The organism is Burkholderia sp. NRF60-BP8, assembly GCF_001522585.2.
Taxonomy (GTDB): Bacteria; Pseudomonadota; Gammaproteobacteria; order Burkholderiales; family Burkholderiaceae; genus Burkholderia.
Genome location: NZ_CP013373.1, coordinates 1,221,171 through 1,244,804, shown reverse-complemented (window position 1 = coordinate 1,244,804; position 23,634 = coordinate 1,221,171). Strand labels below are relative to the sequence as shown.

At 67.5% G+C, this 23,634-nt stretch carries 19 protein-coding genes; 12 read left to right on the top strand and 7 right to left on the bottom strand.

Annotated elements, in window-relative coordinates; all coding sequences use genetic code 11:
* Window positions 1–17: 17 nt before the first annotated feature.
* Window positions 18–185, bottom strand: coding sequence for a hypothetical protein (locus tag WS54_RS34005; RefSeq protein ID WP_108041923.1), 168 nt, complete (start codon window positions 183–185; stop codon window positions 18–20).
* A 242-nt stretch (window positions 186–427) separates the two neighbouring features.
* On the opposite strand from WS54_RS34005, the gene WS54_RS19160 reads away from it, so the two are divergent.
* From WS54_RS19160 to WS54_RS19150, 3 genes are read left to right on the top strand one after another with little or no spacing between them, the layout of a single operon-like run.
* Entirely contained in the window at window positions 428–1,471 is a 1,044-nt protein-coding gene (locus tag WS54_RS19160) for a Fe(3+) ABC transporter substrate-binding protein (RefSeq protein WP_059782553.1), read from the top strand.
* Window positions 1,461–3,143 (top strand): ABC transporter permease, encoded by a 1,683-nt coding sequence (locus WS54_RS19155; protein WP_059782552.1) that lies wholly within the window; start codon window positions 1,461–1,463, stop codon window positions 3,141–3,143. Before WS54_RS19160 ends, WS54_RS19155 begins: the two co-directional genes overlap by 11 nt.
* A 4-nt stretch (window positions 3,144–3,147) precedes the next feature.
* Window positions 3,148–3,921: an ABC transporter ATP-binding protein gene (locus tag WS54_RS19150; protein ID WP_034206851.1), complete on the top strand. Its 774-nt coding sequence runs from the start codon at window positions 3,148–3,150 to the stop codon at window positions 3,919–3,921.
* A gap of 30 nt (window positions 3,922–3,951) precedes the next feature.
* On the opposite strand, the gene WS54_RS19145 is transcribed toward WS54_RS19150, so the two are convergent.
* The 4 genes from WS54_RS19145 to WS54_RS19130 form a co-directional block, all read right to left on the bottom strand.
* Complete coding sequence (locus tag WS54_RS19145; RefSeq protein WP_006484401.1) at window positions 3,952–4,422, bottom strand: Lrp/AsnC family transcriptional regulator; 471 nt, start codon at window positions 4,420–4,422, stop codon at window positions 3,952–3,954.
* 250 nt (window positions 4,423–4,672) lie between these two features.
* Window positions 4,673–5,314: an NAD(P)-dependent oxidoreductase gene (locus WS54_RS19140; RefSeq protein ID WP_034206850.1), complete on the bottom strand. Its 642-nt coding sequence runs from the start codon at window positions 5,312–5,314 to the stop codon at window positions 4,673–4,675.
* Window positions 5,315–5,518: 204 nt separating this feature from the next.
* Window positions 5,519–5,974, bottom strand: coding sequence for an Rrf2 family transcriptional regulator (locus WS54_RS19135; RefSeq protein ID WP_034206849.1), 456 nt, complete (start codon window positions 5,972–5,974; stop codon window positions 5,519–5,521).
* 90 nt (window positions 5,975–6,064) lie between these two features.
* Window positions 6,065–6,493: a hypothetical protein gene (locus tag WS54_RS19130; RefSeq protein WP_059782754.1), complete on the bottom strand. Its 429-nt coding sequence runs from the start codon at window positions 6,491–6,493 to the stop codon at window positions 6,065–6,067.
* A gap of 197 nt (window positions 6,494–6,690) precedes the next feature.
* Between WS54_RS19130 and WS54_RS19125 the strand changes: the two genes are divergently transcribed.
* The 3 genes from WS54_RS19125 (at window position 6,691) to WS54_RS19115 (ending at window position 10,631) form a co-directional block, all read left to right on the top strand.
* The gene (locus tag WS54_RS19125) at window positions 6,691–7,026 is read left to right on the top strand and encodes a hypothetical protein (protein WP_059782550.1); all 336 of its coding nucleotides are present in this window, start codon (window positions 6,691–6,693) and stop codon (window positions 7,024–7,026) included.
* Window positions 7,027–7,280: 254 nt separating this feature from the next.
* Entirely contained in the window at window positions 7,281–8,474 is a 1,194-nt protein-coding gene (locus tag WS54_RS19120) for an ammonium transporter (RefSeq protein WP_059782548.1), read from the top strand.
* 192 nt (window positions 8,475–8,666) lie between these two features.
* Window positions 8,667–10,631, top strand: a complete 1,965-nt coding sequence (locus WS54_RS19115; protein WP_059782546.1) for a PhoX family protein — start codon at window positions 8,667–8,669, stop codon at window positions 10,629–10,631.
* 70 nt (window positions 10,632–10,701) lie between these two features.
* On the opposite strand, the gene WS54_RS33715 is transcribed toward WS54_RS19115, so the two are convergent.
* Window positions 10,702–11,037: a hypothetical protein gene (locus WS54_RS33715; RefSeq protein WP_159086694.1), complete on the bottom strand. Its 336-nt coding sequence runs from the start codon at window positions 11,035–11,037 to the stop codon at window positions 10,702–10,704.
* Window positions 11,038–11,151: 114 nt separating this feature from the next.
* On the opposite strand from WS54_RS33715, the gene WS54_RS19110 reads away from it, so the two are divergent.
* The 6 genes from WS54_RS19110 (at window position 11,152) to WS54_RS19085 (ending at window position 21,763) form a co-directional block, all read left to right on the top strand.
* Window positions 11,152–11,529, top strand: a complete 378-nt coding sequence (locus tag WS54_RS19110; RefSeq protein WP_059782544.1) for a hypothetical protein — start codon at window positions 11,152–11,154, stop codon at window positions 11,527–11,529.
* A 676-nt stretch (window positions 11,530–12,205) separates the two neighbouring features.
* Entirely contained in the window at window positions 12,206–13,030 is an 825-nt protein-coding gene (locus tag WS54_RS19105) for an IclR family transcriptional regulator (protein WP_034206844.1), read from the top strand.
* Window positions 13,031–13,277: 247 nt separating this feature from the next.
* On the top strand, window positions 13,278–14,642 hold the full coding sequence (locus WS54_RS19100; RefSeq protein WP_059782542.1) for an MdtA/MuxA family multidrug efflux RND transporter periplasmic adaptor subunit: 1,365 nt from the start codon (window positions 13,278–13,280) through the stop codon (window positions 14,640–14,642).
* Between the two features lie 15 nt (window positions 14,643–14,657).
* The gene (locus WS54_RS19095; RefSeq protein WP_059782540.1) at window positions 14,658–17,777 is read left to right on the top strand and encodes an MdtB/MuxB family multidrug efflux RND transporter permease subunit; all 3,120 of its coding nucleotides are present in this window, start codon (window positions 14,658–14,660) and stop codon (window positions 17,775–17,777) included.
* Between the two features lie 187 nt (window positions 17,778–17,964).
* A complete protein-coding gene (locus WS54_RS19090; protein ID WP_059782538.1) occupies window positions 17,965–21,273 on the top strand; it encodes an efflux RND transporter permease subunit in 3,309 nt (1,102 codons plus the stop codon).
* Between the two features lie 106 nt (window positions 21,274–21,379).
* A complete protein-coding gene (locus WS54_RS19085; protein ID WP_059782535.1) occupies window positions 21,380–21,763 on the top strand; it encodes a VOC family protein in 384 nt (127 codons plus the stop codon).
* A gap of 129 nt (window positions 21,764–21,892) precedes the next feature.
* On the opposite strand, the gene WS54_RS19080 is transcribed toward WS54_RS19085, so the two are convergent.
* The gene (locus WS54_RS19080) at window positions 21,893–23,383 is read right to left on the bottom strand and encodes an NYN domain-containing protein (protein ID WP_059782533.1); all 1,491 of its coding nucleotides are present in this window, start codon (window positions 23,381–23,383) and stop codon (window positions 21,893–21,895) included.
* Between the last annotated feature and the right edge of the window lie 251 nt (window positions 23,384–23,634).

Genomic DNA, 23,634 nt, shown 5'->3' with positions numbered 1-23,634 from the left:
CGCACGGGCACGACGCGTCAATGCGACGCGGCGCTCGCGCTCGCGGCCTCGGCCGGATGGGCCTCGTCGTACGCGTGCTTCTGCGAGATCGCGTTGTACAGGATCGTCCCGATCACGAGCAGCACGGCCACGACGATCAGAATGCTCACGTTGCGGACAGGGTTCTTCTTGCGCTGATCGTTCATGGTCGGGGCGGCTCCGTCGAATTCGTTGAAGCCGGCATTCTACGCGCTTGTATCCGCGCCGCACCGTGCCGTCGCGCTCTCCGCCCGGCGTCTTCCCGACGGCTTTCGAAAGCTTTCATTTGATAATCATTCCCATTTCGATCTAGAATCGCAAATCTTTCGTTTTGTAATGTTCCGAGTCGCTCGGGCGGCAGGCGCGCGCCGGAACGCTTCCTCGTCCACCTGCCCCACCGGAGTTCTCCATGTCGAATCCGCGTACCCGCCTGCTGCCGCTCGCCGGCGCTCTCGCCCTGGCTGCGGCCGCCTTCGCGCCGCTTGCCCAGGCAGCCGAGGAAGTCAGTCTGTACACCACCCGCGAACCGAAGCTGATCCAGCCGCTGATCGACGCGTTCACGAAGCAAAGCGGCGTCAAGGTCAACACCGTATTCGTGAAGGACGGCCTGCTCGAGCGCGTGAAGGCGGAAGGCGCGCAGTCGCCGGCCGACGTGCTGATGACGGTCGACGTCGGCAACCTGCTCGACCTCGTCGACGGCGGCGTCACGCAACCGGTGCGCTCGAAGGCGCTCGACGACGCGATTCCCGCGAACCTGCGCGGCGCGCAGGGCGACTGGTATGCGCTGTCGCTGCGCGACCGCGTGCTGTACGTCGAAAAGGACCTGAAGGTCGATGCGTTCCGCTACGAGGATCTCGCCGATCCGAAATGGAAGGGCAAGGTCTGCATCCGCTCGGGCCAGCATCCGTACAACACGGCGCTCGTCGCCGCGATGATCGCGCACGACGGCGAAGCCGCGACCGAGAAGTGGCTGCGCGGCGTGAAGGCGAACCTCGCGCGCAAGGCGACGGGCGGCGACCGCGACGTCGCGCGCGACATTCTCGGCGGCATCTGCGACGTCGGTCTCGCGAACGCATACTACGTCGGCCACATGAAGAACGCGGAAGCCGGCACCGATGCCCGCAAATGGGGCGATGCGATCAAGGTCGTGCGCCCGACGTTCGCGAACGCGAAGAGCGGCGGCACGCACGTGAACATCAGCGGCGCGACGGTCGCGAAGCATGCGCCGCACAAGGCCAATGCGGTGAAGCTGCTCGAATACCTGGTGTCGCCGGAAGCGCAGGCGCTGTATGCGCAGGCGAACTACGAATACCCGGTGCGCGCGAACGTGAAGCTCGATCCGGTGATCGCGAGCTTCGGCCCGCTGAAGGTGGACCCGCTGCCGCTGGCGGATATCGCGAAGTATCGCAAGCAGGCAAGCCAGCTCGTCGACAAGGTCGGCTTTGACAACTGATGCATCGCCTGTCCGCGCCTGTCGCGAGCCGCGTCGTTCGCGGCCGCGCGCGGGCAGCCTGTGGCTGCTCGCAGCGCTGACGATCGCCGCGGCGGTCGCGGCGCCGCTCGTGGTGCTCGTGGCCGCCGCGTTCGACGCCGATCTCGCGCACTGGCGGCATCTCGCCGAATTCGTGCTGCCGCAGGCACTCGTCAATACGCTGCTGCTGCTCGCGGGTGTCGGCACGATCGTGTCGATCGTCGGCACCGGCTGTGCATGGCTCGTCACCGCCTACGATTTTCCCGGCCGCCGGATCCTGACCTGGGCGCTGCTGCTGCCGCTCGCGGTGCCTACCTACATCGTCGCGTTCGCGTATCTCGACCTGCTGCATCCGATCGGCCCCGTGCAGGGCGCGATCCGCTGGCTGCTCGGCTTCGACAGTCCGCGCCAGTTCCGCCTGCCCGACCTGCGCTCGCTGCCCGGCGCGATCTTCGTGCTGGGCTTCGTGCTGTATCCGTACGTCTATCTGAGCACGCGCGCGATGTTCGTCACGCAGTCCGCGAGCCTGCTCGAGGCCGCGCGCACGCTCGGCGCCGGCCGCGTCGCGACGTTCTGGCGCGTCGTCGTGCCGCTTGCCCGGCCGGCGATCGCGGTCGGCATGAGCCTCGCGCTGCTCGAAACGCTGAACGATATCGGCGCGTCGGAATTTCTCGGCGTGCAGACGCTGACCGTGTCCGTCTATACGACGTGGATCACGCGCTCCGATCTCGCCGGCGCCGCGCAGATCGCGCTTGCGATGCTCGCGATCGTCGTCGGCATGATCGCGCTCGAACGCTACGGGCGCCGCCGCCAGCGCTACGCGCACGGCCGGCGCATGCGGCCGATCGCGCCGCGCCGCCTGGCCGGCGCGGCCGCGCTGGGCGCCGCGGCGCTCGGCTGGCTGCCCGTCCTGCTCGGCTTCGGCGCGCCGGCCGCCTATCTCGCGGTCGAGACCGGCAAGCGACTGCACCTCGTCGGCGGCGTATCCGCGCAACTGATGACGGGGCTCGCGAACACGCTGACGATCGCGACCGCCGCCACCGCCACGACGCTCGCGTGCGGGCTCGTCGTCGCGTGGGCCGCGCGCGCGCAGCGCGACAGCGCGCGCGCGGGCCCTGCCCGCCTGTGCACGCGGATCGCGAGCCTCGGCTACGCGGTGCCGGGCACCGTGCTCGCGATCGGCCTGCTGATTCCGTTCGCGGCGGCCGACCGGCTGTTCGGCGTGGCGCTCGGCCGCGACGGACTGTTGCTGATGGGCTCCGCGACCGCGCTCGTGATCGCGTATACCGTGCGCTTCCTCGCGATCCCGGCCGGCGGCATCGAAGCCGGCCTCGCGCGCATTCCGCCGTCGCTCGAACAGGCCGCGCGCTCGCTCGGCGAGACGGCCGGCGGCACGTTGCGCCGCGTCCATCTGCCGCTGTTGCGGCCCGCGCTCACGACGAGCGCGCTGCTGGTGTTCGTCGACGCGATGAAGGAGCTGCCGGCCACGCTGCTGCTGCGCCCGCTGAACTTCGACACGCTCGCGACGTGGCTGTATGCGGAAGCCGCGCGCGGCACCTATGAAGAAGGCGCGGTCGCCGCGCTCGCGATCGTGCTGGCCGGGCTCGTGCCCGTGATCCTGCTCGCCCGCACCCGCCACAAGATCGGAGCCTGACACCGTGAACCTGCTCGAACTCGACGACCTCTGCGTCGCCTACGACACGCCGCACGGCCGCCGCACCGTGGTCGACGGCCTGAGCCTCGCGCTGCCGCGCGGCGACATCGGCTGCCTGCTCGGCGCGTCCGGCTGCGGCAAGACCACCGTGCTGCGCGCGATCGCCGGCTTCGAACCCGTGCGCATGGGGCGCATCGTGCTGGACGGCACGCCGGTCGCGGCGCCGTCGCTCGACGTGCCGCCCGAGCGGCGGCGCATCGGCATGATGTTCCAGGATTACGCGCTGTTCCCGCACCTGAGCGCGGCCGACAACGTCGCGTTCGGCCTGCGGCGCAGGCCGAAAGCCGAACGGCGCCTGCGCGTCGCGCAGATGCTCGAGCTCGTCGGCCTCGCCGATTCCGGCGACGCGTATCCGCACGAACTGTCCGGCGGCCAGCAGCAGCGCGTCGCCCTCGCGCGCGCGCTCGCGCCGTCGCCGGAATTGCTGCTGCTCGACGAACCGTTCTCGAATCTCGACGTCGATACGCGCGAGCGGCTCGCGTTCGAGTTGCGCGACATCCTGAAGCACACGGGCCACACCGCGATCCTCGTCACGCACAATCAGGCGGAAGCGTTCGCGATCGCCGACCGGATCGGCGTGATGAAGGACGGCCGGCTCGCGCAATGGGATACGCCGTACGCGCTGCACCATCATCCGGCCAGCCCGTTCGTCGCGGATTTCGTGCGCCGCGACGCCCTGGCCGACGAGCGCGCACGCGCCCTCGCGCGCGGCCGCTGACACCGCGCCGCCGACGCGACGGCGTGCCCGTCAGGCGGGCTCGGCCAGATCGCGCACGGGCAGCGCGGTCGAATACTTGATCTGCTCCATCGCGAACGACGAACTGACGTCGAACAGCGGCACCGTGCGAATCAGTTGCTTGTAGACGCGATCGTAGTCGTCGATACCCGCGACGACGACGCGCAGCAGATAATCGGTCTCGCCGCTCATCCGGTAGACCTCGACCACTTCCGGCATGTCGCGCACCGCCTGCGTGAAACGCTGCGCCCATTCCTCGGTGTGCTGATTCGTGCGGATCGCGACGAACACGGTCGTGCCGACCCCGAGCTTGCGCGGATCGCACAGCGCGACCTGCGCGCGAATCGCACCGGTTTCCTTCAGCCGCTGCACGCGCTTCCAGCACGGCGTCTGCGACAGGTTCACGCGCTGCGCGAGCTCGGCGATCGGCAGCGTGGCATCCGCCTGCAGCAGCTCCAGCAGCTTACGATCGATGGCGTCCATTTCTCCATTCCCTCGTCGATAGAAATTTATTCTATTCATCCTGTCCAACGGGGAACAATATGAAAACTGCCTCGTTGCGTCGACCGGTGTAAATACCGATCCGTCATGCACGCGACGCTTTCGCCGCGCGCCGCGCCAAATGAAACAGGCGACGCCGCCCGCGAGGGCGGAATCGCCTGACATGGCTGCGCGTCGCCGCTTGCACGTCGCGCCCGGGCCGGCGCTTACCCGCCGCCGGCCGTCACGCCGCTCAATACGCGACCGTCGCGATCTCGCGCACGAAGCTGTCCTGCTCGAGCGCGTCGACGAACGCGACCGCGTAATCTTCCGCCGAGATCTTGCTGTTGCCTTGCGCGTCCACGATCAGCTTGCCGATGCCGGTGCGGAACGTGCCCGTGCGCTCGCCCGGCGCGATCAGCGCGGCCGGTGCGAAGAAGGTCCAGTCGAGATCGGCGACCGTCTTCAGGTAGCCGAGCGCGTCGCGGTGCGCGAGCGCCTGCGGCTTGTACGCGTCCGGGAAACCTTCGGTGTCGACGAGTTGCTTGCCCGGCGCGACTTCGAGCGAACCGGCGCCGCCCACGACGACGAGCCGCTTCAACCCGGCCTGACGCGTGCCGGCGACCAGCGCCTTCGCGACCGCGACGACCTGCGCCGCATCTTCCTGCTTCGGGCCGTACGCGCTTGCGACGACGTCATGGCCCGGCAGCGCGGCCGCGATGCTGGCGGCGTCGAACAGGTCGGCCGCCTTCGCGGTGATGCCGTCGCCGGATGCGCCCGGATGGCGCGACAGCGCCGTGACGCGGTGGCCGCGCCGCACGGCTTCCGCCGCGATGCGCGAGCCGATCATCCCGGTGGCGCCGAACAGCGCGATATTCAACGAACGTTGCGTCATATCGATTCTCCAGAAATAGAAATATGTAACACAATTAATTACATATAAGACCGAAAAAAACGGGGCGAAGCCCCCGTTGCGCCGATCGTCGCGTGCATACGCGCCGCCCGGCTTCCTGCCCTGCCCGCCGCCGGGCACCCGTCGTCGGTTGTCCGCCGCGAGTTGCCCGTTGGCGGTCGCCCGCCGCCGGTCGCCCGCTGCCGGTTACCCGCCGGCGCGCGCCGCTCGTTGCGTGCGCTGTTCCAGATCCAGCATGTCGGCCGTCACGTCGACCAACGTGCGCGTGGCGAGCGAAGCCTCCATCGCGCGCTGCGCGTCGCCGATATAGCCCGTCAGCACGCCCTGGATGTGCCGCCCGACGAGACACGCCGGATTCGGCGCCTCGCGGTGCAGCGCGAACAGTTGCGCATCGTCGACCGCGCGATACACGTCGAGCAGCGTGATCTCGCCCGGCTCGCGCGCGAGCAGCGCACCGCCGCCCGCCCCGAGCTGCGACGTCGTCAACCCGGCTGCCGCCAGCATCGACAGCAACCGGCGAATCAGCGCCGGATTCGTATTCACGCTGCCCGCGATGATGTCGGACGACAACGGCACGCCTTCCTGCATCGACAGCAAGGCGAGCACGTGAACGGCAAACGCGAACCGGCTGCTGGTATTCATCCCTGACTCACTCGGCGACGCCGGCCCGACCCGCGACCGGCGAAATGTGTACCCATCATAATTACATTTTGCGGATCGTGCAAGCCTGCGTCATTCGCCGCTCGCGGGTTTCGCCCCCGCGGCATTCTGCTGGCTCCACTGCTGGAGTTTCTTGCCGGCTTCGGCGATCTTCGCGCCCGCTTCGGAAGCCGCATGCGCGACGACGGCGGACGCCGCCGCGTCGATCTGCGCCTGCGCGGCCGACGCGAGGCCGCTCGCGGACAACGGCGGCACGGCCGACGCCGCGGATGCGATACCCGCCTTCGCCGCGTTGATCTGTTGATTGACGGTGCTCGCCACCTGGTCGAGCGCCTTGGCCGCATTGTTCGCCGCATCAGCGGCCGCGCTCGCGGCCGTATCGGGTTGCGCGGCCGGCGTGCCGGACTTCTCGCAACCCGCGAGCAACAGCAGCGCGCCGGCGGTCACGGCCGCCAGCACGGACCCGGGCACGCGGCGCGCCCGCGATGTCTTCATGTTCATCAGCAATCTCCGGCCGCGCATTGCACGACTTCGTGGTTGGACCGGTGTCGATGATACCGCCTGTGGAACAGGCCCAATGACGACCAGCGATTAAAAATCCCTTTCAATTTCGGATTCGTCTGATTCAATCGCGGGCGCCACGCCTCTAAAGTTGGCACGCTCCAATTCGCTTCATCCGTGCCTCCTTTTTCCTCGTCATGGCTTTCCTCGTCGACTGGCTCATCGCCCTGGCCGCGCTGCTCGCCGGCACCCTGTTCATGTGTCTGCGCGCGCCGTCGGCGCGCCGCCTCGCCGAATCCGGGCGTCCGCGCCGCATCGCCTGCGCGCGCCTGCTCGCGCAAGCCGTGATCGGCTTCTGGACGGCCGCGCTGATCGTCGCGCAAGGCATCCTCGGCGCAGACGGCGACGGCCAGTCCGTCGCGGGCTTCGCGGCGCTCGCGTTCGCCGCGCTCGGGCTGGCGACCGTCGCCGCCTACTGGTCGGCGTGCGCGCTGCGGCTGCGCCGTCCGCCCGCGCTGTTCGCGCGCCACTGACGCGCCAGATCGGTGCACCGCAACGCCGCGCCGCGCACCGCTTCATTCGCCGTACGCACCGATTCGGCACGCGCCGCACCACACGCGTGCATCGGGCATGGCCCCGCGCCGACGTCCGCCGCGCCCTCATCCCGTGCACGATTCACCGGAATGCCGCACCGCGCGGTATCCGGGCACCAGTTCCACGCAGCCGTTCACCACATTGGCTCGATACTTGCATTCCTTGCCCGTTTTTTGCGCAAGGAAGCCAGGGCATGGATGGTCTGAAATCCGGCGTCGACACACTGTTCCTGTTGATCGGCGCCGTCATGGTGCTCGCGATGCACGCGGGCTTCGCATTTCTCGAACTCGGCACGGTCCGCAAGAAGAACCAGGTCAACGCGCTCGTGAAGATCCTGGTCGACTTCTCGGTGTCGACGCTCGCGTATTTCTTCATCGGCTACACGATCGCGTACGGCGTCGAATTCTTCGACGACATCGGCACGCTGTCGCAGCACAACGGCTACGCGCTCGTGCGCTTCTTCTTCCTGCTGACGTTCGCGGCGGCGATCCCGGCGATCGTGTCCGGCGGCATCGCCGAGCGCGCGAAGTTCAACCCGCAGCTCGTCGCGACGCTGATCATCGTCGGGTTCATCTATCCGTTCTTCGAAGGGATCGCCTGGAACGAGCGTTTCGGCGTGCAGGCCTGGCTCACGCATGCGTTCGGTGCGCCGTTCCACGACTTCGCGGGCTCGGTCGTCGTACATGCGTTCGGCGGCTGGGTCGCGCTGCCGGCCGTGCTGCTGCTCGGCGCGCGCCACGGCCGCTATGCGAAGGACGGCCGGATCGCCGCGCACCCGCCGTCGAACATCCCGTTCCTCGCGCTCGGCGCCTGGGTGCTCGCGGTCGGCTGGTTCGGCTTCAACGTGATGAGCGCGCAGACGCTCGACAAGATCAGCGGCCTCGTCGCGGTGAACTCGCTGATGGCGATGGTCGGCGGCACGCTCGCGGCGTGGATGGCCGGCCGCAACGACCCGGGCTTCACCTACAACGGGCCGCTCGCGGGCCTCGTCGCGGTATGCGCGGGCTCCGACGTGATGCATCCGATCGGCGCGCTCGTCACGGGCGCCGCGGCCGGTGCGCTGTTCGTCGCGATGTTCACCTGCGTGCAGAACCGCTGGCGCATCGACGACGTGCTCGGTGTCTGGCCGCTGCACGGGATGTGCGGCGCGCTCGGCGGCCTCGCGGCAGGCGTGTTCGGGCTGCCGGCGCTCGGCGGTCTCGGCGGCGTGTCGTTCCTGTCGCAGCTCGTCGGCACGCTCGGCGGCATCGCGCTCGCCACGGCGGGCGGCACGCTCGTCTACGGCGCGCTGAAGGCGACCGTGGGCCTGCGTCTCGATCGCGAAGCCGAATTCGACGGCGCCGACCTGTCGATCCACCGCATCTCGGCCACGCCCGAGCGCGATTGAGCGCGAGCAAGCATCCGATGGGCATCCCGCAGCATGCCTGACGGATGCCCGACGCATCATTACGTTTTCAATTCAAAAAACTTTCATCTAGCGTCCCTACACTTCGGTCCAGATTTCAACTTGCCTTCGCGAAGCTTGCCGCTCGCCTGCTTCGCGAACGCCATTCTTCCAACAACCGAAACTGGACTCCACATGCCCGCGTTGCCCAATGCTTCCCGTCGTCAAGCCCTGAAGATCCTCGCCGGCGCACCGATGCTCCCCCTTTCCGGCCTCGCGCTGCCGGCCCTGCTGACGGGTTGCGGCGGCGACGACGATCCCGCGTCGACGCCGGCCCCGGTCGCCGCTGCCTATACGTCGGCGGCATTCTCGACGATGGCCGCGCCCACGCTCGACAACGCGGCCGCGATGGCCACGACGACGGTTGGCTCGACGCTGTCGGTGTCGTTCTCGGACGGCTCGTCGCGCAACTTCAAGCTCGCGTACCGGCCGTTCTTCGTGACGGGCGACATGGTGCCGGACGGCAACGGCGGCACGACGCTCGCAGGCGGCTACTACGACATCAACAACCAGCCGATCATCGATCGCTCGGTGGCCGGCAAGGAGCGCCAGTTCTATTCCGACTGCCCGGACGGCAGCTCGCTGCTGACGCTGAAGAACGCGAACGTGCCCGGCGTGAAGGGCAACACGGTGTTCGCGGTCGTGCAGTTCGAATATACGACGCGCGACCAGGCCAGCGCGTCGCAGTACGGCCAGCTGCCGTCGCCGATCGCCGTGCTCACGCTCGACCAGGATCCGGCCACCGGCGCGCTGAAGGTCGTCAAGTACCACAACGTCGATACGTCGAAGGCGCACGGCCTGTGGATCACCTGCGGCGCGAGCCTGTCGCCGTGGGGCACGCACCTGTCGAGCGAGGAATACGAGCCGGATGCGACCAAGGCCGCAACCGACGCGCAGTTCAAGGCGTTCAGCAAGAACACGTTCGGCGACGAGACGAAGGCGAACCCCTACCACTACGGCCACCTGCCCGAGATCACCGTGAACCCGGACGGCACCGGCACCGTGAAGAAGCACTACTGCCTCGGTCGCATCTCGCACGAGCTGATCCAGGTGATGCCGGACCAGCGCACCGTGATGATGGGCGACGACGCCACCAACGGCGGCCTGTTCATGTTCGTCGCCGACAAGGCGGCCGACCTGTCGGCCGGCACGCTGTACGTCGCGAAGTGGACGCAGACGTCGTCCGCGGGCGCGGGCACCGCGACGCTCACGTGGATCAAGATCGGCCACGCGACCAGCAGCGAAATCGAAACGCTCGCGAACACGCTGAAGGCGTCGGACATCATGGACCTCGCGACCGCCGATCCGAACGATGCGAGCTACACGAAGATCCACTTCGGCGGCAAGTTCAACTGGATGCGCGTGAAGCCGGGGATGGAAAAGGCGGCCGCGTTCCTCGAGACGCACCGCTACGCGGCGCTGCTCGGCGGCAGCATGGCGTTCACGAAGCTCGAAGGCACGACCGTGAACGCGAAGGACAAGATCGTCTACACGGCGATGTCGCGGATCGAAACGTCGATGGTCAAGGGCAACGCGGTGTCGCGCGACGTCGCGGTCGACAAGAAGATCGCCGCGGGCGCCGTCTATGCGCTGAACCTGAAGGCCGGCCAGCGCGACACGACGGGCGGCGCGATCGACAGCGAATGGGTGCCGGTCGACATGGGCGCGCCCGCCGCGCTCGTCGGCGAGGACCTCGCCGCGGCCGACGCGCTCGGCAACCTCGCGAACCCGGACAAGATCGCGAACCCGGACAACCTGAAATTCTCCGAAAAGCTGCGCACGCTGTTCATCGGCGAAGACTCGGGCATGCACGTGAACAACTTCCTGTGGGCCTACAACGTCGACACGAAATCGCTCGCGCGCGTGCTGTCGTGCCCGGCGGGCGCCGAATCGACGGGCCTGCACGCGGTCGACGAGATCAACGGCTGGACGTACATCATGAGCAACTTCCAGCACGCGGGCGACTGGGAATCGCCGCTGCACGACAAGGTCAAGCCGACCCTCGACCCGCTCGTACGCGCGAACTACAAGGATCGCTTCGGCGCGAGCGTCGGCTACCTGACCGCCGAGCAGACCAGCATCAAGCTCGCGAAAGGCTGACGGGCCGCGCGCGAGGGGGCACTGCTTCCTGCAGGGCGCCCCTGGCCGGGGGGCTTTTCTTCATCACCGTTCATTCGTCGGCGCTCCACGCCGTTTCACGCGCGATGCCCATTGCGGGCATCGCGCTTTTTTTTTCACTGCGATGCGCCCCCGCGCCGGATGACGAGCGGCACGCCTGTTCGAAACCCGGCCTGCCACCATGGGCCGCTACGGCGATGCGCACCAGATCGCACAGACGACCGTATCGACGGGCGACCCGTAACGCTCCTTCACGTTCCGTCAATCGCAGCTTCCCACCGCTCTCCTCCGTCCCTTTTCGTGACGCGAACGCTTCATTCCAACATCCGTTCGGGCTTTGAACCGTCAATACAGCTTCCGCGCCCCCGGATGAATGCGCGTCGGACAATCTTCACTCCACCAACAACAATGAGACTCATTCGCATTTGAATTACGATGCAAATCGGATGGCCCTCCGCTTGCATCGCTGCTTCTTCTTTGAACAGGAGTACAGATAACAGTCATGCTTTCGTCCATCGCCTTTCACCGCGCGTATCTGGCTGCCAACTTCCCCGCATGGCTCGTTCATGTCGCCATGTTCTGGGTCTTCGCCGAAGACTATGTCGCAGACTATGTGTTCGGCAGCGTCGTCGGGATGACGTGCATCGCCATGTATTGCCATTTTTCGACGGCGCACCAACAGCGCATCGACGCCATCCCTTACTACTCGCGGGCGTTGCTCGTGTCGGCGTCTGCAATATCGATCGGCACCTGCTCGATCGGTCTGATCTCGAAGCTCAACGGCGGCGCAGCCACCTTTTCCTTCGCGCTTCCGATCATGCTTGGAAGAGTCGGCTACGACTACTTGCGCAAGATTCGATTCAAAAACCCCCATCGCTGAGCGCATGGCATCGCACGCTCGCACGGTCACTGCGGCAGACGCGCGATAATACGGGTTTGACACATCACGGCGGGCATACGAATCGGGAGCGGGAGTCAGGCAGCGTGACCGCCACCTTCCCGGATCATTGAGCATGCGGACGGGCGAGCGACGGACCGAAGGAAATGGGGGCGCCCCCTGTGCCGAAAGCAGCTCTCATCGTCAGCTCACGACTTGTGATCCAGTCTTCACTCCTGCACCCGGTTTGCCCTCATGCGGCTGCGCTTCGCTTCGTTTGCGATAATCGAGCCAGGACGGGACTGCGGGAGTGCCTCATGCAGGGTGCACAAAAAAAAAGCGCCACGGAGACCGTGGCGCTAAAAAAGTTCTAGCCATTCCGAGGGCCGTGCTAGAACCTGAGAGACTGCGCGAAACATCGTTGCCGGTTAAACTCTTGAAACGATGTTTCGAAAACGTGAGACATTCTTTCCGTTTCCGCCCGACAAGTCAAGCGGTATTTGCACCGGCTCATGCACTTTCCGACCACGCTCATTTGAGTGTTTTCCCAATAAACCAAGGGTGAACCCGTAAAATCTCATCCGATGACCGGTTCACCCGCGGAACATGCATCTTTTGACAATAGTCCTACAATACCAACAAAATTGAAATCGAGTTTCGGAATTAGAGAGAATCCCTCGTGTCGACCACTGTAACCTCTCCCGCGTCGCGGGACCGTGAATCGTCGCCCGACGAGATCACCGCCCTCGCCCGCGGTCTCGCCGTGCTGCGCCGCATCGCGGCTGCCGACGCCCCCGTCAGCAACCGCGAACTGACCGAATTGACCGGCATCCCGAAGCCGACCGTCTCGCGCATCACCGCGACGCTCGTCAGCGCCGGCTTCCTGTTCCAGTTGCCCGACAGCGAGCGCTTCGTGCTGACCGCGTCGGTGCTCGAACTCAGCCACGGCTTCCTGCGCAACTTCGACATCCGCGCGCGTTCCCGGCCGTTCATGATCGAGCTGGCCGAGCGCACGTCGCTGTCCGTGCACCTCGCGGTGCGCGACCGGCTCGACATGGTCGCGATCGACGTGATCCGCCCGCGCTCGGCCGTGCTCGTCACGCGCCTCGAAATTGGCTCGCGGATGGACATCGCGCGTACGGCCGTGGGCCGCGCGTATCTCGCCGCGCTCGAGGACGACGAGCGCCGCCAGTTGCTCGAATCGCTGCGCACCACCGCCGGCGACGACTGGCCGCACGTGTCCGCCCGCCTGACGCCCGCGCTCGACGAAGCGATGCGCGACGGCCACGCGATCGCGATCGGCGAATGGCGCGAAGGCCTGAACGCGGTCGCGGCCGGTTTCGTCGGCCCGTCGGGCCAGCGCTATTCGGTGAATTGCGGCGGCGCGTCGCACCAGTGTCCGCCCGAATGGCTGCAGGAACACGTGGTGCCCGCGCTGCACGAATGCATCGCGAAGATCACCCGCGAAATCGGCGGCGCGCCGGCCCGGCGCATCGGCCCGTAATCGTTTCGTCATCGTCGTGTCGCGTTGTGTAACGACCGTAACCCGTTGAAAGATAGACCGCTGGACTGTAACGGGGACGGCACGTAGGATCATGCCCATCGTCGCACCGCATTCGCGGCGCGCACCGCTCTTTTCCCGCGCGGATCGGCGGGGCCCCGGACCGAGCCGGGCCGCCCCGCCGCGTCGCCCACGCGCAGCCGAGCAGCCCGATTTCCGGGCCGCCGCGCCGTCTTCCTGACAGAACACGATGGATAACGAACAAAAGCCCACGCCCCCTTCGAAAGACCCCGCACCCACCGTCGCACGCCGCCCGCGCCGCACGCTGCTGCTCGGGACCGTCGCGGTCGTCGTCATCGGCGGCCTGTTGTGGTGGCACCCGTGGAACCGCACGCCGGCGGCAGGCAGCACGGCGAAAAGCGCGGGCGCCAGCGCCGCCGCGGGCAGCCATCGCGGCCGCGGCGGCCCCGCTGCGATGGCGAACGTGCCGCAGCCGGTGCAGGTCGCCACCGCGACGCAGGGTGAGATGCCGATCGTGCTGTCCGCGCTCGGCACCGTCACGCCGCTCGCGAACGTGACGGTGAAGACGCAACTGTCGGGCTACCTGCAGTCGGTGTCGTTCCAGGAAGGCCAGATCGTCAAGAAGGGCGACGTGCTCGCGCAGATCGATCCGCGCCCGTACCAGGTCGCGCTCGAGAACGCCGAAGGCACGCATGCCCGCGACGCGGCGCTGCTCGCGACGGCCCGCCTCGACCTGAAGCGCTACCAGACGCTGCTGGCGCAGGACTCGATCGCGTCGCAAACCGTCGATACGCAGGCGTCGCTCGTCAAGCAGTACGAAGGCGCGGTGAAAACCGACCAGGCCGCGATCGATTCCGCGAAACTCAATCTCACGTATGCGCGCATCACCGCGCCGGTCTCCGGTCGCGTCGGCCTGCGCCAGGTCGACCCCGGCAACTACGTGACGCCGGGCGACACCAACGGCATCGTCGTGATCACGCAGTTGCAGCCGATGAGCGTGATCTTCACGACGTCGGAAGACAACCTGCCGCAGATACTCAAGCAGGTGAACGCGGGCCAGAAGCTGTCGGTCACCGCCTACAACCGCAACAACACGGTGCCGCTCGAGACGGGCTCGCTCGCGACGCTCGACAACCAGATCGACACGAGCACCGGCACGGTCAAGCTGCGCGCGAACTTCGATAACAAGGAAGGCATGCTGTTCCCGAATCAGTTCGTGAACACGCGGCTGCTCGTCGACGTGATCCGCAACGCGACGATCGTGCCGACCTCCGCCGTGCTGACGGGCTCGATCGGCCAGTTCGTCTACGTCGTGAAACCCGACAACACGGTGACGGTGCGCAAGGTCACGGTCGGCCCGGTCGACGGCGAACGCACGAGCATCGTCAGCGGCGTCGCGCTCGGCGAGCGCGTGGTGACCGACGGCTCGGATCGCCTGCGCGAAGGCGCGAAGATCTCGATTCCGGCCGACAAGCCGAAAGGCGCGTCGGGCGCGCGCGGCGCAGGCGCGGCGTCAGGCGCATCGGGTGCCGGCGGTCATCGCGGCGGACACCGGCACGGCGCGTCGCAGGCAGCGGCCCCCGCGGCCCAGTAACGCGCGGGCCGCTCGATGAATCCATCCCGCCTGTTCATTCTCCGGCCGGTCGGCACCGCTCTCCTGATGGCGGCGATCATGCTGGCCGGTCTCGTCGCGCTGCGGTTCCTGCCGCTCGCCGCGCTGCCCGAGGTCGACTACCCGACGATCCAGGTCCAGACCTTCTATCCGGGCGCGAGCCCGGAAGTGATGACGTCGTCGGTCACCGCGCCGCTCGAACGCCAGTTCGGGCAGATGCCGTCGCTGAACCAGATGTCGTCGCAAAGCTCGGCCGGCGCGTCGGTGATCACGCTGCAGTTCTCGCTCGACCTGCCGCTCGACATCGCCGAACAGGAAGTGCAGGCCGCGATCAACGCGGCCGGCAACCTGTTGCCGTCCGATCTGCCGGCCCCGCCGATCTACGCGAAGGTGAATCCGGCCGACGCGCCGGTGCTGACGCTCGCAGTCAAGTCGAAGACGCTGCCGCTCACGCAGGTGCAGGACCTGGCCGACACGCGCCTCGCGATGAAGATCTCGCAGATCGCCGGCGTCGGCCTCGTCAGCCTGTCGGGCGGCAACCGGCCGGCCGTGCGGATCCAGGCGAACCCGACCGCGCTCGCGAAGTACGGGATGAACCTCGACGACCTGCGTACGACGATCTCGAACCTGAACGTCAACACGCCGAAGGGCAACTTCGACGGCCCGACGCGCGCGTACACGATCAACGCGAACGACCAGCTGACGAGTGCCGACCAGTACAACAGCGCGGTCGTCGCGTACAAGAACGGCCGCCCGGTGATGCTGACCGACGTCGCGACGGTCGTCGCCGGCTCGGAGAACACCAAGCTCGGCGCGTGGGTGAATTCGGACCCCGCGATCATTCTGAACGTGCAGCGCCAGCCGGGCGCGAACGTGATCGCGACCGTCGATGCGATCAAGGCGCAGTTGCCGAAGCTGCAGGAGACGCTGCCGGCCGCGCTCGACGTCGAGATCGTCACCGATCGCACGACGATGATCCGCGCGGCCGTGCGCGATGTGCAGTTCGAGCTGCTGCTCGCGGTCGCGCTCGTCGTGCTGGTGATGTACCTGTTCCTCGCGAACGTCTACGCGACGATCATCCCGAGCCTGTCGGTGCCGCTGTCGCTGATCGGCACGCTCGCGGTGATGTACATGGCCGGCTTCTCGCTGAACAACCTGTCGCTGATGGCGCTCACCATCGCGACCGGCTTCGTTGTCGACGATGCGATCGTGATGATCGAGAACATCGCGCGCTACGTCGAGGAAGGCGAATCGGGGCTCGAGGCCGCGCTCAAGGGTTCGCGGCAGATCGGCTTCACGATCATCTCGCTGACGGTCTCGCTGATCGCGGTGCTGATCCCGCTGCTGTTCATGGGCGACGTGGTCGGGCGCCTCTTCCACGAATTCGCGATCACGCTCGCGGTGACGATCGTGATCTCGGCGATCGTGTCGCTCACGCTCGTGCCGATGATGTGCGCGAAGCTGCTGCGCCATTCGCCGCCGCCGGAGAGCCATCGCTTCGAGGCGCGCGTGCACCGGGCGATCGACTGGGTGATCGCGCGCTACGCGGTCGCGCTGGAATGGGTGCTGAACCGCCAGCGCTCGACGCTCGTCGTCGCGCTGCTGACGCTCGGGCTGACCGCCCTGCTCTATGTCTACGTGCCGAAGGGCTTCTTCCCCGCGCAGGACACCGGCGTGATCCAGGCGATCACGCAGGCGCCGCAGTCGATCTCGTACGGCGCGATGGCCGAACGCCAGCAGGCGCTCGCGGCCGAGATCCTGAAGGATCCGAACGTCGACAGCCTCACGTCGTTCATCGGCGTCGACGGCAGCAACATCACGCTGAACAGCGGCCGGATGCTGATCAACCTGAAGGCGCGCGACGAGCGCTCCGAAACCGCCGCGCAGATCATCCGCGACCTCCAGCAGCGCGTGTCGAACATCACCGGCATTTCGCTGTTCATGCAGCCGGTGCAGGATCTGACGATCGACTCGACGGTCAGCCCCACGCAGTACCAGTTCATGCTGACGAGCCCGAACGCCGGCGAATTCGCGACCTGGGTGCCGAAACTCGTCGCGCGGCTGCAGCAGGAGCCGTCGCTCGCCGACGTCGCGACCGACCTGCAGAGCAACGGGCAGTCGGTGTACATCGAGATCGACCGCGCGAGCGCCGCGCGCTTCGGCATCACGCCGGCGACCGTCGACAACGCGCTGTACGACGCGTTCGGCCAGCGCATCGTGTCGACGATCTTCACGCAGTCGAACCAGTACCGCGTGATTCTCGAGTCGGAGCCGAAGGAGCAGCACTACGCGCAGTCGCTGAACGACATCTACCTGCCGTCGGCCGGCGGCGGCCAGGTGCCGCTGTCGTCGATCGCGTCGTTCCACGAGCGGCCGTCGCCGCTGCTGGTCGCGCACCTGTCGCAGTTCCCGTCGACGACGATCTCGTTCAACCTCGCGCCGGGCGCGTCGCTCGGCGAAGCGGTCAAGGCGATCGAGGCAGCCGAGAAGGACATCGGCCTGCCCGGCTCGTTCCAGACGCGCTTCCAGGGCGCGGCGCTCGCGTTCCAGGCGTCGCTGTCGAACCAGCTGTTCCTGATCCTCGCGGCGGTCGTCACGATGTACATCGTGCTCGGCGTGCTGTACGAGAGCTACATCCACCCGATCACGATCCTGTCGACGCTGCCGTCGGCCGGCGTCGGCGCGCTGCTCGCGCTGATGATCACCGGGCACGATCTCGACATCATCGGGATCATCGGCATCGTGCTGCTGATCGGCATCGTGAAGAAGAACGCGATCATGATGATCGACTTCGCGCTCGAGGCCGAACGCGTCGAAGGCAAGCCGCCGCGCGAGGCGATCTATCAGGCGTGCCTGCTGCGCTTCCGGCCGATCCTGATGACGACGCTCGCCGCGCTGCTCGGCGCGGTACCGCTGATCGTCGGCTCGGGCGCCGGCTCCGAGCTGCGCCAGCCGCTCGGGATCGCGATCGCCGGCGGCCTGATCGTGTCGCAGGTGCTGACGCTGTTCACGACGCCCGTGATCTACCTCGGCTTCGACTCGCTCGCGCGCCGCGTGCGCGGCTGGTTCGAACGCCACGGGCCGGGCGCCGATGCAGGCAAGCACACGGGTGCATAAATGAAACAACCCCCACGCTCACTTCGTTCGCTGCCCCCCAAGGGGGCGGTCGGCACCCTTGGGGCGGCCCAGCGAGTGCCGACATGAAACAACCCCCACGCTCACTTCGTTCGCGTGGGGGGGCGCAGCCCCCCCATCTCCCGAAAACGCATCCGTCGGAACACGCGGCGGCCCAGCGGGTGCCGACATGAACCTGTCGCGCCCCTTCATCAACCGCCCCGTCGCGACGACGCTGCTCGCGCTCGGCGTCGCGCTCGCGGGCCTGTTCGCGTTCATCAAGCTGCCGGTGTCGCCGCTGCCGCAGGTCGACTTCCCGACGATTTCCGTGCAGGCGTCGCTGCCGGGCGCGAGCCCGGAAACCGTCGCGACCAGCGTGACGAGCCCGCTCGAACGGCATCTCGGGTCAATCGCGGACGTCTCCGAAATGACGTCGACGAGCACGGTCGGCAACGCACGGATCATCCTGCAGTTCGGCCTGAACCGCGACATCGACGGCGCCGCGCGCGACGTGCAGGCCGCGATCAACGCGGCGCGCGCCGACCTGCCCGCCGCGCTGAAGAGCAATCCGACCTACCGCAAGGTCAACCCGGCCGATTCGCCGATCATGGTCGTGTCGCTGACGTCGGAGACGGCATCGCCGGCGAAGGTATACGACGCCGCGTCGACGGTGCTGCAGCAGTCGCTGTCGCAGATCGACGGGATCGGCCAGGTCACCGTGAGCGGCTCCGCGAACCCGGCCGTGCGCGTCGAGCTCGAACCGCAGTCGCTGTTCCACTACGGGATCGGCCTCGAGGACGTGCGCGCGGCGCTGGCTTCCGCGAACGCCAACGCGCCCAAGGGCGCGATCGAGTTCGGCCCGCAGCGCTTCCAGCTCTATACGAACGACCAGGCGTCCGAAGCGTCGCAATACCGCGACCTCGTCGTCGCCTACCGCAACGGCTCGGCCGTGCGGCTGTCCGATCTGTCCGACGTCGTCGATTCGGTCGAGGACCTGCGCAACCTCGGCCTGTCGAACGGCAAGCGCGCGGTGCTCGTGATCCTCTACCGCTCGCCCGGCGCGAACATCATCGAGACGCTCGATCGCGTGCGCGCGGCGCTGCCGCAGCTCACCGCGTCGCTGCCGGCCGACATCACGGTCACGCCGGTACTCGACCGCTCGACCACCATCCGCGCGTCGCTGAAGGACACCGAACACACGCTGCTGATCGCGATCAGCCTCGTCGTGATGGTCGTGTTCCTGTTCCTGCGCAACTGGCGCGCGACGCTGATCCCGAGCGTCGCGGTGCCGATCTCGATCATCGGCACGTTCGGCGCGATGTACCTGCTCGGCTTCTCGATCGACAACCTGTCGCTGATGGCGCTGATCGTCGCGACCGGCTTCGTCGTCGACGACGCGATCGTCGTGCTCGAGAACATCGCGCGGCACATCGAGAACGGCAAGTCGCGGATGCAGGCCGCGCTCGACGGCGCGCGCGAAGTCGGCTTCACGGTGCTGTCGATGAGCATCTCGCTCGTCGCGGTTTTCCTGCCGATCCTGCTGATGGGCGGGATCGTCGGGCGCCTGTTCCGCGAGTTCGCGCTGACGCTGTCGCTCGCGATCGCCGTGTCGCTCGCGGTGTCGCTTACGGTCACGCCGATGATGTGCGCGCGCCTGCTGCCCGACAAGCGCGACCCGCGCGACGAGGGCCGCTTCGGGCGCTTCCTCGAACGCGGCTTCGCGCGCATGCAGCGCGGCTACGAGCGTTCGCTGTCGTGGGCGCTGCGCCGGCCGCTGCTGATCCTGCTGACGCTGTTCGCGACGATCGGGCTGAACGTCTACCTGTACGTCGTCGTGCCGAAGGGCTTCTTCCCGCAGCAGGACACCGGGCTGATGATCGGCGGCATTCGGGCCGACCAGGCGACGTCGTTCCAGGCGATGAAGCTGAAGTTCTCCGAGATGATGCGGATCGTGCAGGCCAATCCGAACGTGAAGAGCGTCGCGGGCTTCACCGGGGGCACGCAGACCAACTCCGGCTTCATGTTCGTCACGCTGAAGGACCGCACCGAGCGCAAGCTCTCGGCCGATCAGGTGATCCAGCAACTGCGCCCGCGGCTGGCGGACGTGGCAGGCGCGAGCACGTTCCTGCAGGCCGCGCAGGACATTCGCGTGGGCGGCCGGCAGAGCAACGCGCAGTACCAGTTCACGCTGCTCGGCGATTCGAGCGCCGACCTGTACAAGTGGGGGCCGATCCTGACCGAGGCGCTGCAGAAGCGCCCCGAGCTGACCGACGTGAACTCCGACCAGCAGCAAGGCGGCATGGAGGCCATGGTGACGATCGATCGTGCGACGGCTGCGCGCTTCGGCATCAAGCCCGCGCAGATCGACAACACGCTGTACGACGCGTTCGGCCAGCGCCAGGTCTCGACGATCTACAACCCGCTGAACCAGTACCACGTCGTGATGGAAGTCGCGCCGAAGTACTGGCAGAGCCCGGAGATGCTGAACCAGGTGTGGATCAGCACGTCGGGCGGCAGCGCGAACGGTTCGCAGACCACCAACGCGGCCGCCGGCACCTTCGTCGCGACCGCGGCCGGCACGTCGAGCGCGGGCACGGCCGCGCAGAGCGCCGCGGCGATCGCATCCGATTCCGCGCGCAACCAGGCGCTCAACGCGATCGCGGCGAGCGGCAAGTCGAGCGCGTCGTCGGGCGCGTCGGTGTCGACGTCGAAGTCGACGATGATCCCGCTGTCGGCGATCGCGACGTTCGGGCCGAGCACGACGCCGCTGTCGGTCAACCACCAGGGGCTGTTCGTCGCGACCACGATCTCGTTCAACCTGCCGCCGGGCGTGTCGCTGTCGCAGGCGACCCAGGTGATCTACCAGACGATGGCGCAGATCGGCGTGCCGCCGACGATCGTCGGCAGCTTCCAGGGCACCGCGCAGGCGTTCCAGCAGTCGATGAACGATCAGCCGATCCTGATCCTCGCGGCGCTGCTGGCCGTCTACATCGTGCTCGGGATCCTGTACGAGAGCTACATCCACCCGATCACGATCCTGTCGACGCTGCCGTCGGCCGGCGTCGGCGCGCTGCTCGCGCTGCTGCTGTTCAAGACCGAGTTCAGCATCATCGCGCTGATCGGCGTGATCCTGCTGATCGGCATCGTGAAGAAGAACGCGATCATGATGGTCGACTTCGCGATCGACCAGACGCGCAACAACCGGAAGTCGTCGTTCGACGCGATCCACGAGGCGTGCCTGCTGCGCTTCCGGCCGATCATGATGACGACGATGGCGGCGCTGCTCGGCGCGCTGCCGCTCGCGTTCGGCAGCGGCGACGGCGCCGAGCTGCGCGCGCCGCTCGGGATCGCGATCGCCGGCGGCCTGATCGTGTCGCAGGTGCTGACGCTCTATACGACGCCGGTCGTCTACCTGTACATGGACCGGCTGCGCGTGTGGGCCGAGAAGCGCCGCAACCGCCGCGGCAATACCGGCGGGCCGGCGGTCGCCGGCGAGTGACGGAAAGCGGCCGCCGGCCAGGCGGGCGCTGTCCGCGCTTGAACACCGGCCGCGATCGACTATCGTGTGTGCATGCCCACCGCCGCGCCCTTCCCGGGAACCCGCCATGAACGTCCAGCTCAACCACACGATCGTCTGGTGCCGCGACAAGCATGCGTCGAGCCGCTTCCTCACCGAACTGCTGGAATTGCCGCCGCCGACGCCGTTCGGCGCGATGCTGGTCGTCGCGCTCGACAACGGCGTGTCGCTCGATTTTTACGAACAGGCGAGGGAGATCCGGTCGCAGCATTACGCGTTCCTGATCGACGAAGCCGGCTTCGATCGCGTGCTCGCGCGCATTCGCGAACGCGGGCTGCCGCACTGGGCCGATCCCGCGAAACGGCAAGCCGACGATATCTACCGCCACAACGGCGGACGCGGCGTGTACTTCGACGATCCGGACGGTCACTTCCTCGAAGTGATGACGCGGCCGTACGTGCTGAACGGTTAGCGCGACAGCGCCGGCATTGCACCGGCCCGGATGGCGCGGCGCGGGTGTCGGCCGGTTGCGTCGGCCGGTTGCGGACGAGAACCGGCCGAGCGCGCGACCGCCGCCGGCCGCCGTTACTCGCGTTACTCGTTACTCGGCGGCAACCGTCGTCTTGCGCGGACGACGCGCACGCGGCGCCGCCTTCCGGGCCGGCTTCTTCGGCTTGGCGGCGGCCGATGCTTCGGCAGCCTCGTCGGCCGCCGCTTCGACCGGCGCCACGTCGTGCGACGGCTGCACGGCTTCGCTCCGGGCGCCGGAAGCGTGAGACGCCGGCTCGGCGGGCGCCGCCGCCGCGTGCCGCTCGTCATGTGCCGCGTCGCGATTCGGTTCGTCCGCATGCTGGCCGTGCGCCTGCGCATCGCCACTCTGCTTCGCGTCGCCGTGCGCGGCGGCGTCCGGCTTGCCGGCCGCGTGGCGACCGGCGCCCTTCGCGGCCGCGCCCTTCTTCGTGCCGGTCTTCTTTGCCGCGCTCTTGCGCGCCCGCTTGCGGCCATCCTTCGCGTCACCCTGCGCATCGGCCACCTCGGCCATCTCGGACGTGTCGCGCGTTTCGGCCGGCGCCGCGTCGGCGACCTCGGCAAGCGCCGCGTCTTCCGTGTCGACCTGCACGCTTTCGTGAACGACCGCTTCCGCCCGCTCCCCGCGCCGGCGCGCCCCACGGTCGGTCGGCGCCGGCTCCGCCGCGCGCGTGCCGCGCTGGGCGCCGTGGTACGCCGCGCCGCCCTCACCGCCTGCCGCGACGGGCTCGGCTGCAACCGACTGGCGAGCCCGCGACACGAACGCCCCCGATTTGTCGTCGCGCCCCACTTCGAGCAGGCCGCGCGCCTGCGCCTCGTCGAGCAGGTTGCCGAACGCGCGGAATCCGTAGTACGACTCGTTGAAATCAGGCTTGCGGCGCTTGATCGCGCTCTTGAGCACCGACGCCCAGATCTTGCCGACGTCGTCGCGCTCCGACGCGAGCGCGTCGAACGTCTCGACCGCCAGTGCGATCGCCTCGGCCTTGCGCGCGTCCATGTCGTGCTTGCGCGACGGCTCGTCCGGCCGCTTCGCGCCGCCGTTGCCCGCGCGCTGCTGCTGTTCGCGCTTCGCAAGCGCACGCTGCTGCTCGCGCACCAGATCGTCGTAGAAGATGAATTCGTCGCAGTTCGCGACCAGCAGATCCGACGTCGATTTCTTCACGCCGACGCCGATCACCTTCTTCGCGTTCTCGCGCAGCTTCGACACGAGCGGCGAAAAATCCGAATCGCCGCTGATGATCACGAACGTATCGACGTGCGACTTCGTGTAGCAGAGATCGAGCGCGTCCACCACGAGCCGGATGTCGGCCGAATTCTTGCCCGACTGGCGCACGTGCGGAATCTCGATCAGCTCGAAACTGGCTTCGTGCATCGACGCCTTGAAGCCCTTGTAGCGATCCCAGTCGCAATAGGCCTTCTTCACGACGATGCTGCCTTTCAGCAGCAGCCGCTCCAGCACGGGCTTGATGTCGAATTTCTCGTACTTCGCGTCGCGCACGCCGAGCGCGACGTTCTCGAAGTCGCAGAATACGGCCATGCTCACGTTGTCCAGGGGTAATGCCATGTGTACTCCAACCGGTGGGCCGACGCGTTGTTCACACGTAGCGGCGAAAAATGCATCGCGCACATGATAGCCGGTCGGCGCGTCATTCCCGCATCCGTGTGAACGAATGAACGCCGCCACCCGTGCCGGTATGCCCGTGCCGGTATGCCCGGGCCGGTACGCCCGCGCCGGTATGCCCCTTATTACGCGCCCGCCGCCGGGCCGATTCGACATTACACTTGAGTTATCGGTCGTCCGTCCCTATCTGGGAG

What these genes read in the sequence shown, in the direction of transcription:
- WS54_RS34005 (WP_108041923.1), bottom strand. Translation starts at nt 185, where the DNA reads ATGAACGATCAGCGCAAGAAGAACCCTGTCCGCAACGTGAGCATTCTG.
- WS54_RS19160 (WP_059782553.1), top strand. Translation starts at nt 428, where the DNA reads ATGTCGAATCCGCGTACCCGCCTGCTGCCGCTCGCCGGCGCTCTCGCC.
- WS54_RS19145 (WP_006484401.1), bottom strand. Translation starts at nt 4,422, where the DNA reads ATGGACGCCATCGATCGTAAGCTGCTGGAGCTGCTGCAGGCGGATGCC.
- WS54_RS19140 (WP_034206850.1), bottom strand. Translation starts at nt 5,314, where the DNA reads ATGACGCAACGTTCGTTGAATATCGCGCTGTTCGGCGCCACCGGGATG.
- WS54_RS19135 (WP_034206849.1), bottom strand. Translation starts at nt 5,974, where the DNA reads ATGAATACCAGCAGCCGGTTCGCGTTTGCCGTTCACGTGCTCGCCTTG.
- WS54_RS19130 (WP_059782754.1), bottom strand. Translation starts at nt 6,493, where the DNA reads ATGAACATGAAGACATCGCGGGCGCGCCGCGTGCCCGGGTCCGTGCTG.
- WS54_RS19125 (WP_059782550.1), top strand. Translation starts at nt 6,691, where the DNA reads ATGGCTTTCCTCGTCGACTGGCTCATCGCCCTGGCCGCGCTGCTCGCC.
- WS54_RS19120 (WP_059782548.1), top strand. Translation starts at nt 7,281, where the DNA reads ATGGATGGTCTGAAATCCGGCGTCGACACACTGTTCCTGTTGATCGGC.
- WS54_RS19115 (WP_059782546.1), top strand. Translation starts at nt 8,667, where the DNA reads ATGCCCGCGTTGCCCAATGCTTCCCGTCGTCAAGCCCTGAAGATCCTC.
- WS54_RS19110 (WP_059782544.1), top strand. Translation starts at nt 11,152, where the DNA reads ATGCTTTCGTCCATCGCCTTTCACCGCGCGTATCTGGCTGCCAACTTC.
- WS54_RS19100 (WP_059782542.1), top strand. Translation starts at nt 13,278, where the DNA reads ATGGATAACGAACAAAAGCCCACGCCCCCTTCGAAAGACCCCGCACCC.
- WS54_RS19095 (WP_059782540.1), top strand. Translation starts at nt 14,658, where the DNA reads ATGAATCCATCCCGCCTGTTCATTCTCCGGCCGGTCGGCACCGCTCTC.
- WS54_RS19090 (WP_059782538.1), top strand. Translation starts at nt 17,965, where the DNA reads ATGAACCTGTCGCGCCCCTTCATCAACCGCCCCGTCGCGACGACGCTG.
- WS54_RS19085 (WP_059782535.1), top strand. Translation starts at nt 21,380, where the DNA reads ATGAACGTCCAGCTCAACCACACGATCGTCTGGTGCCGCGACAAGCAT.
- WS54_RS19080 (WP_059782533.1), bottom strand. Translation starts at nt 23,383, where the DNA reads ATGGCATTACCCCTGGACAACGTGAGCATGGCCGTATTCTGCGACTTC.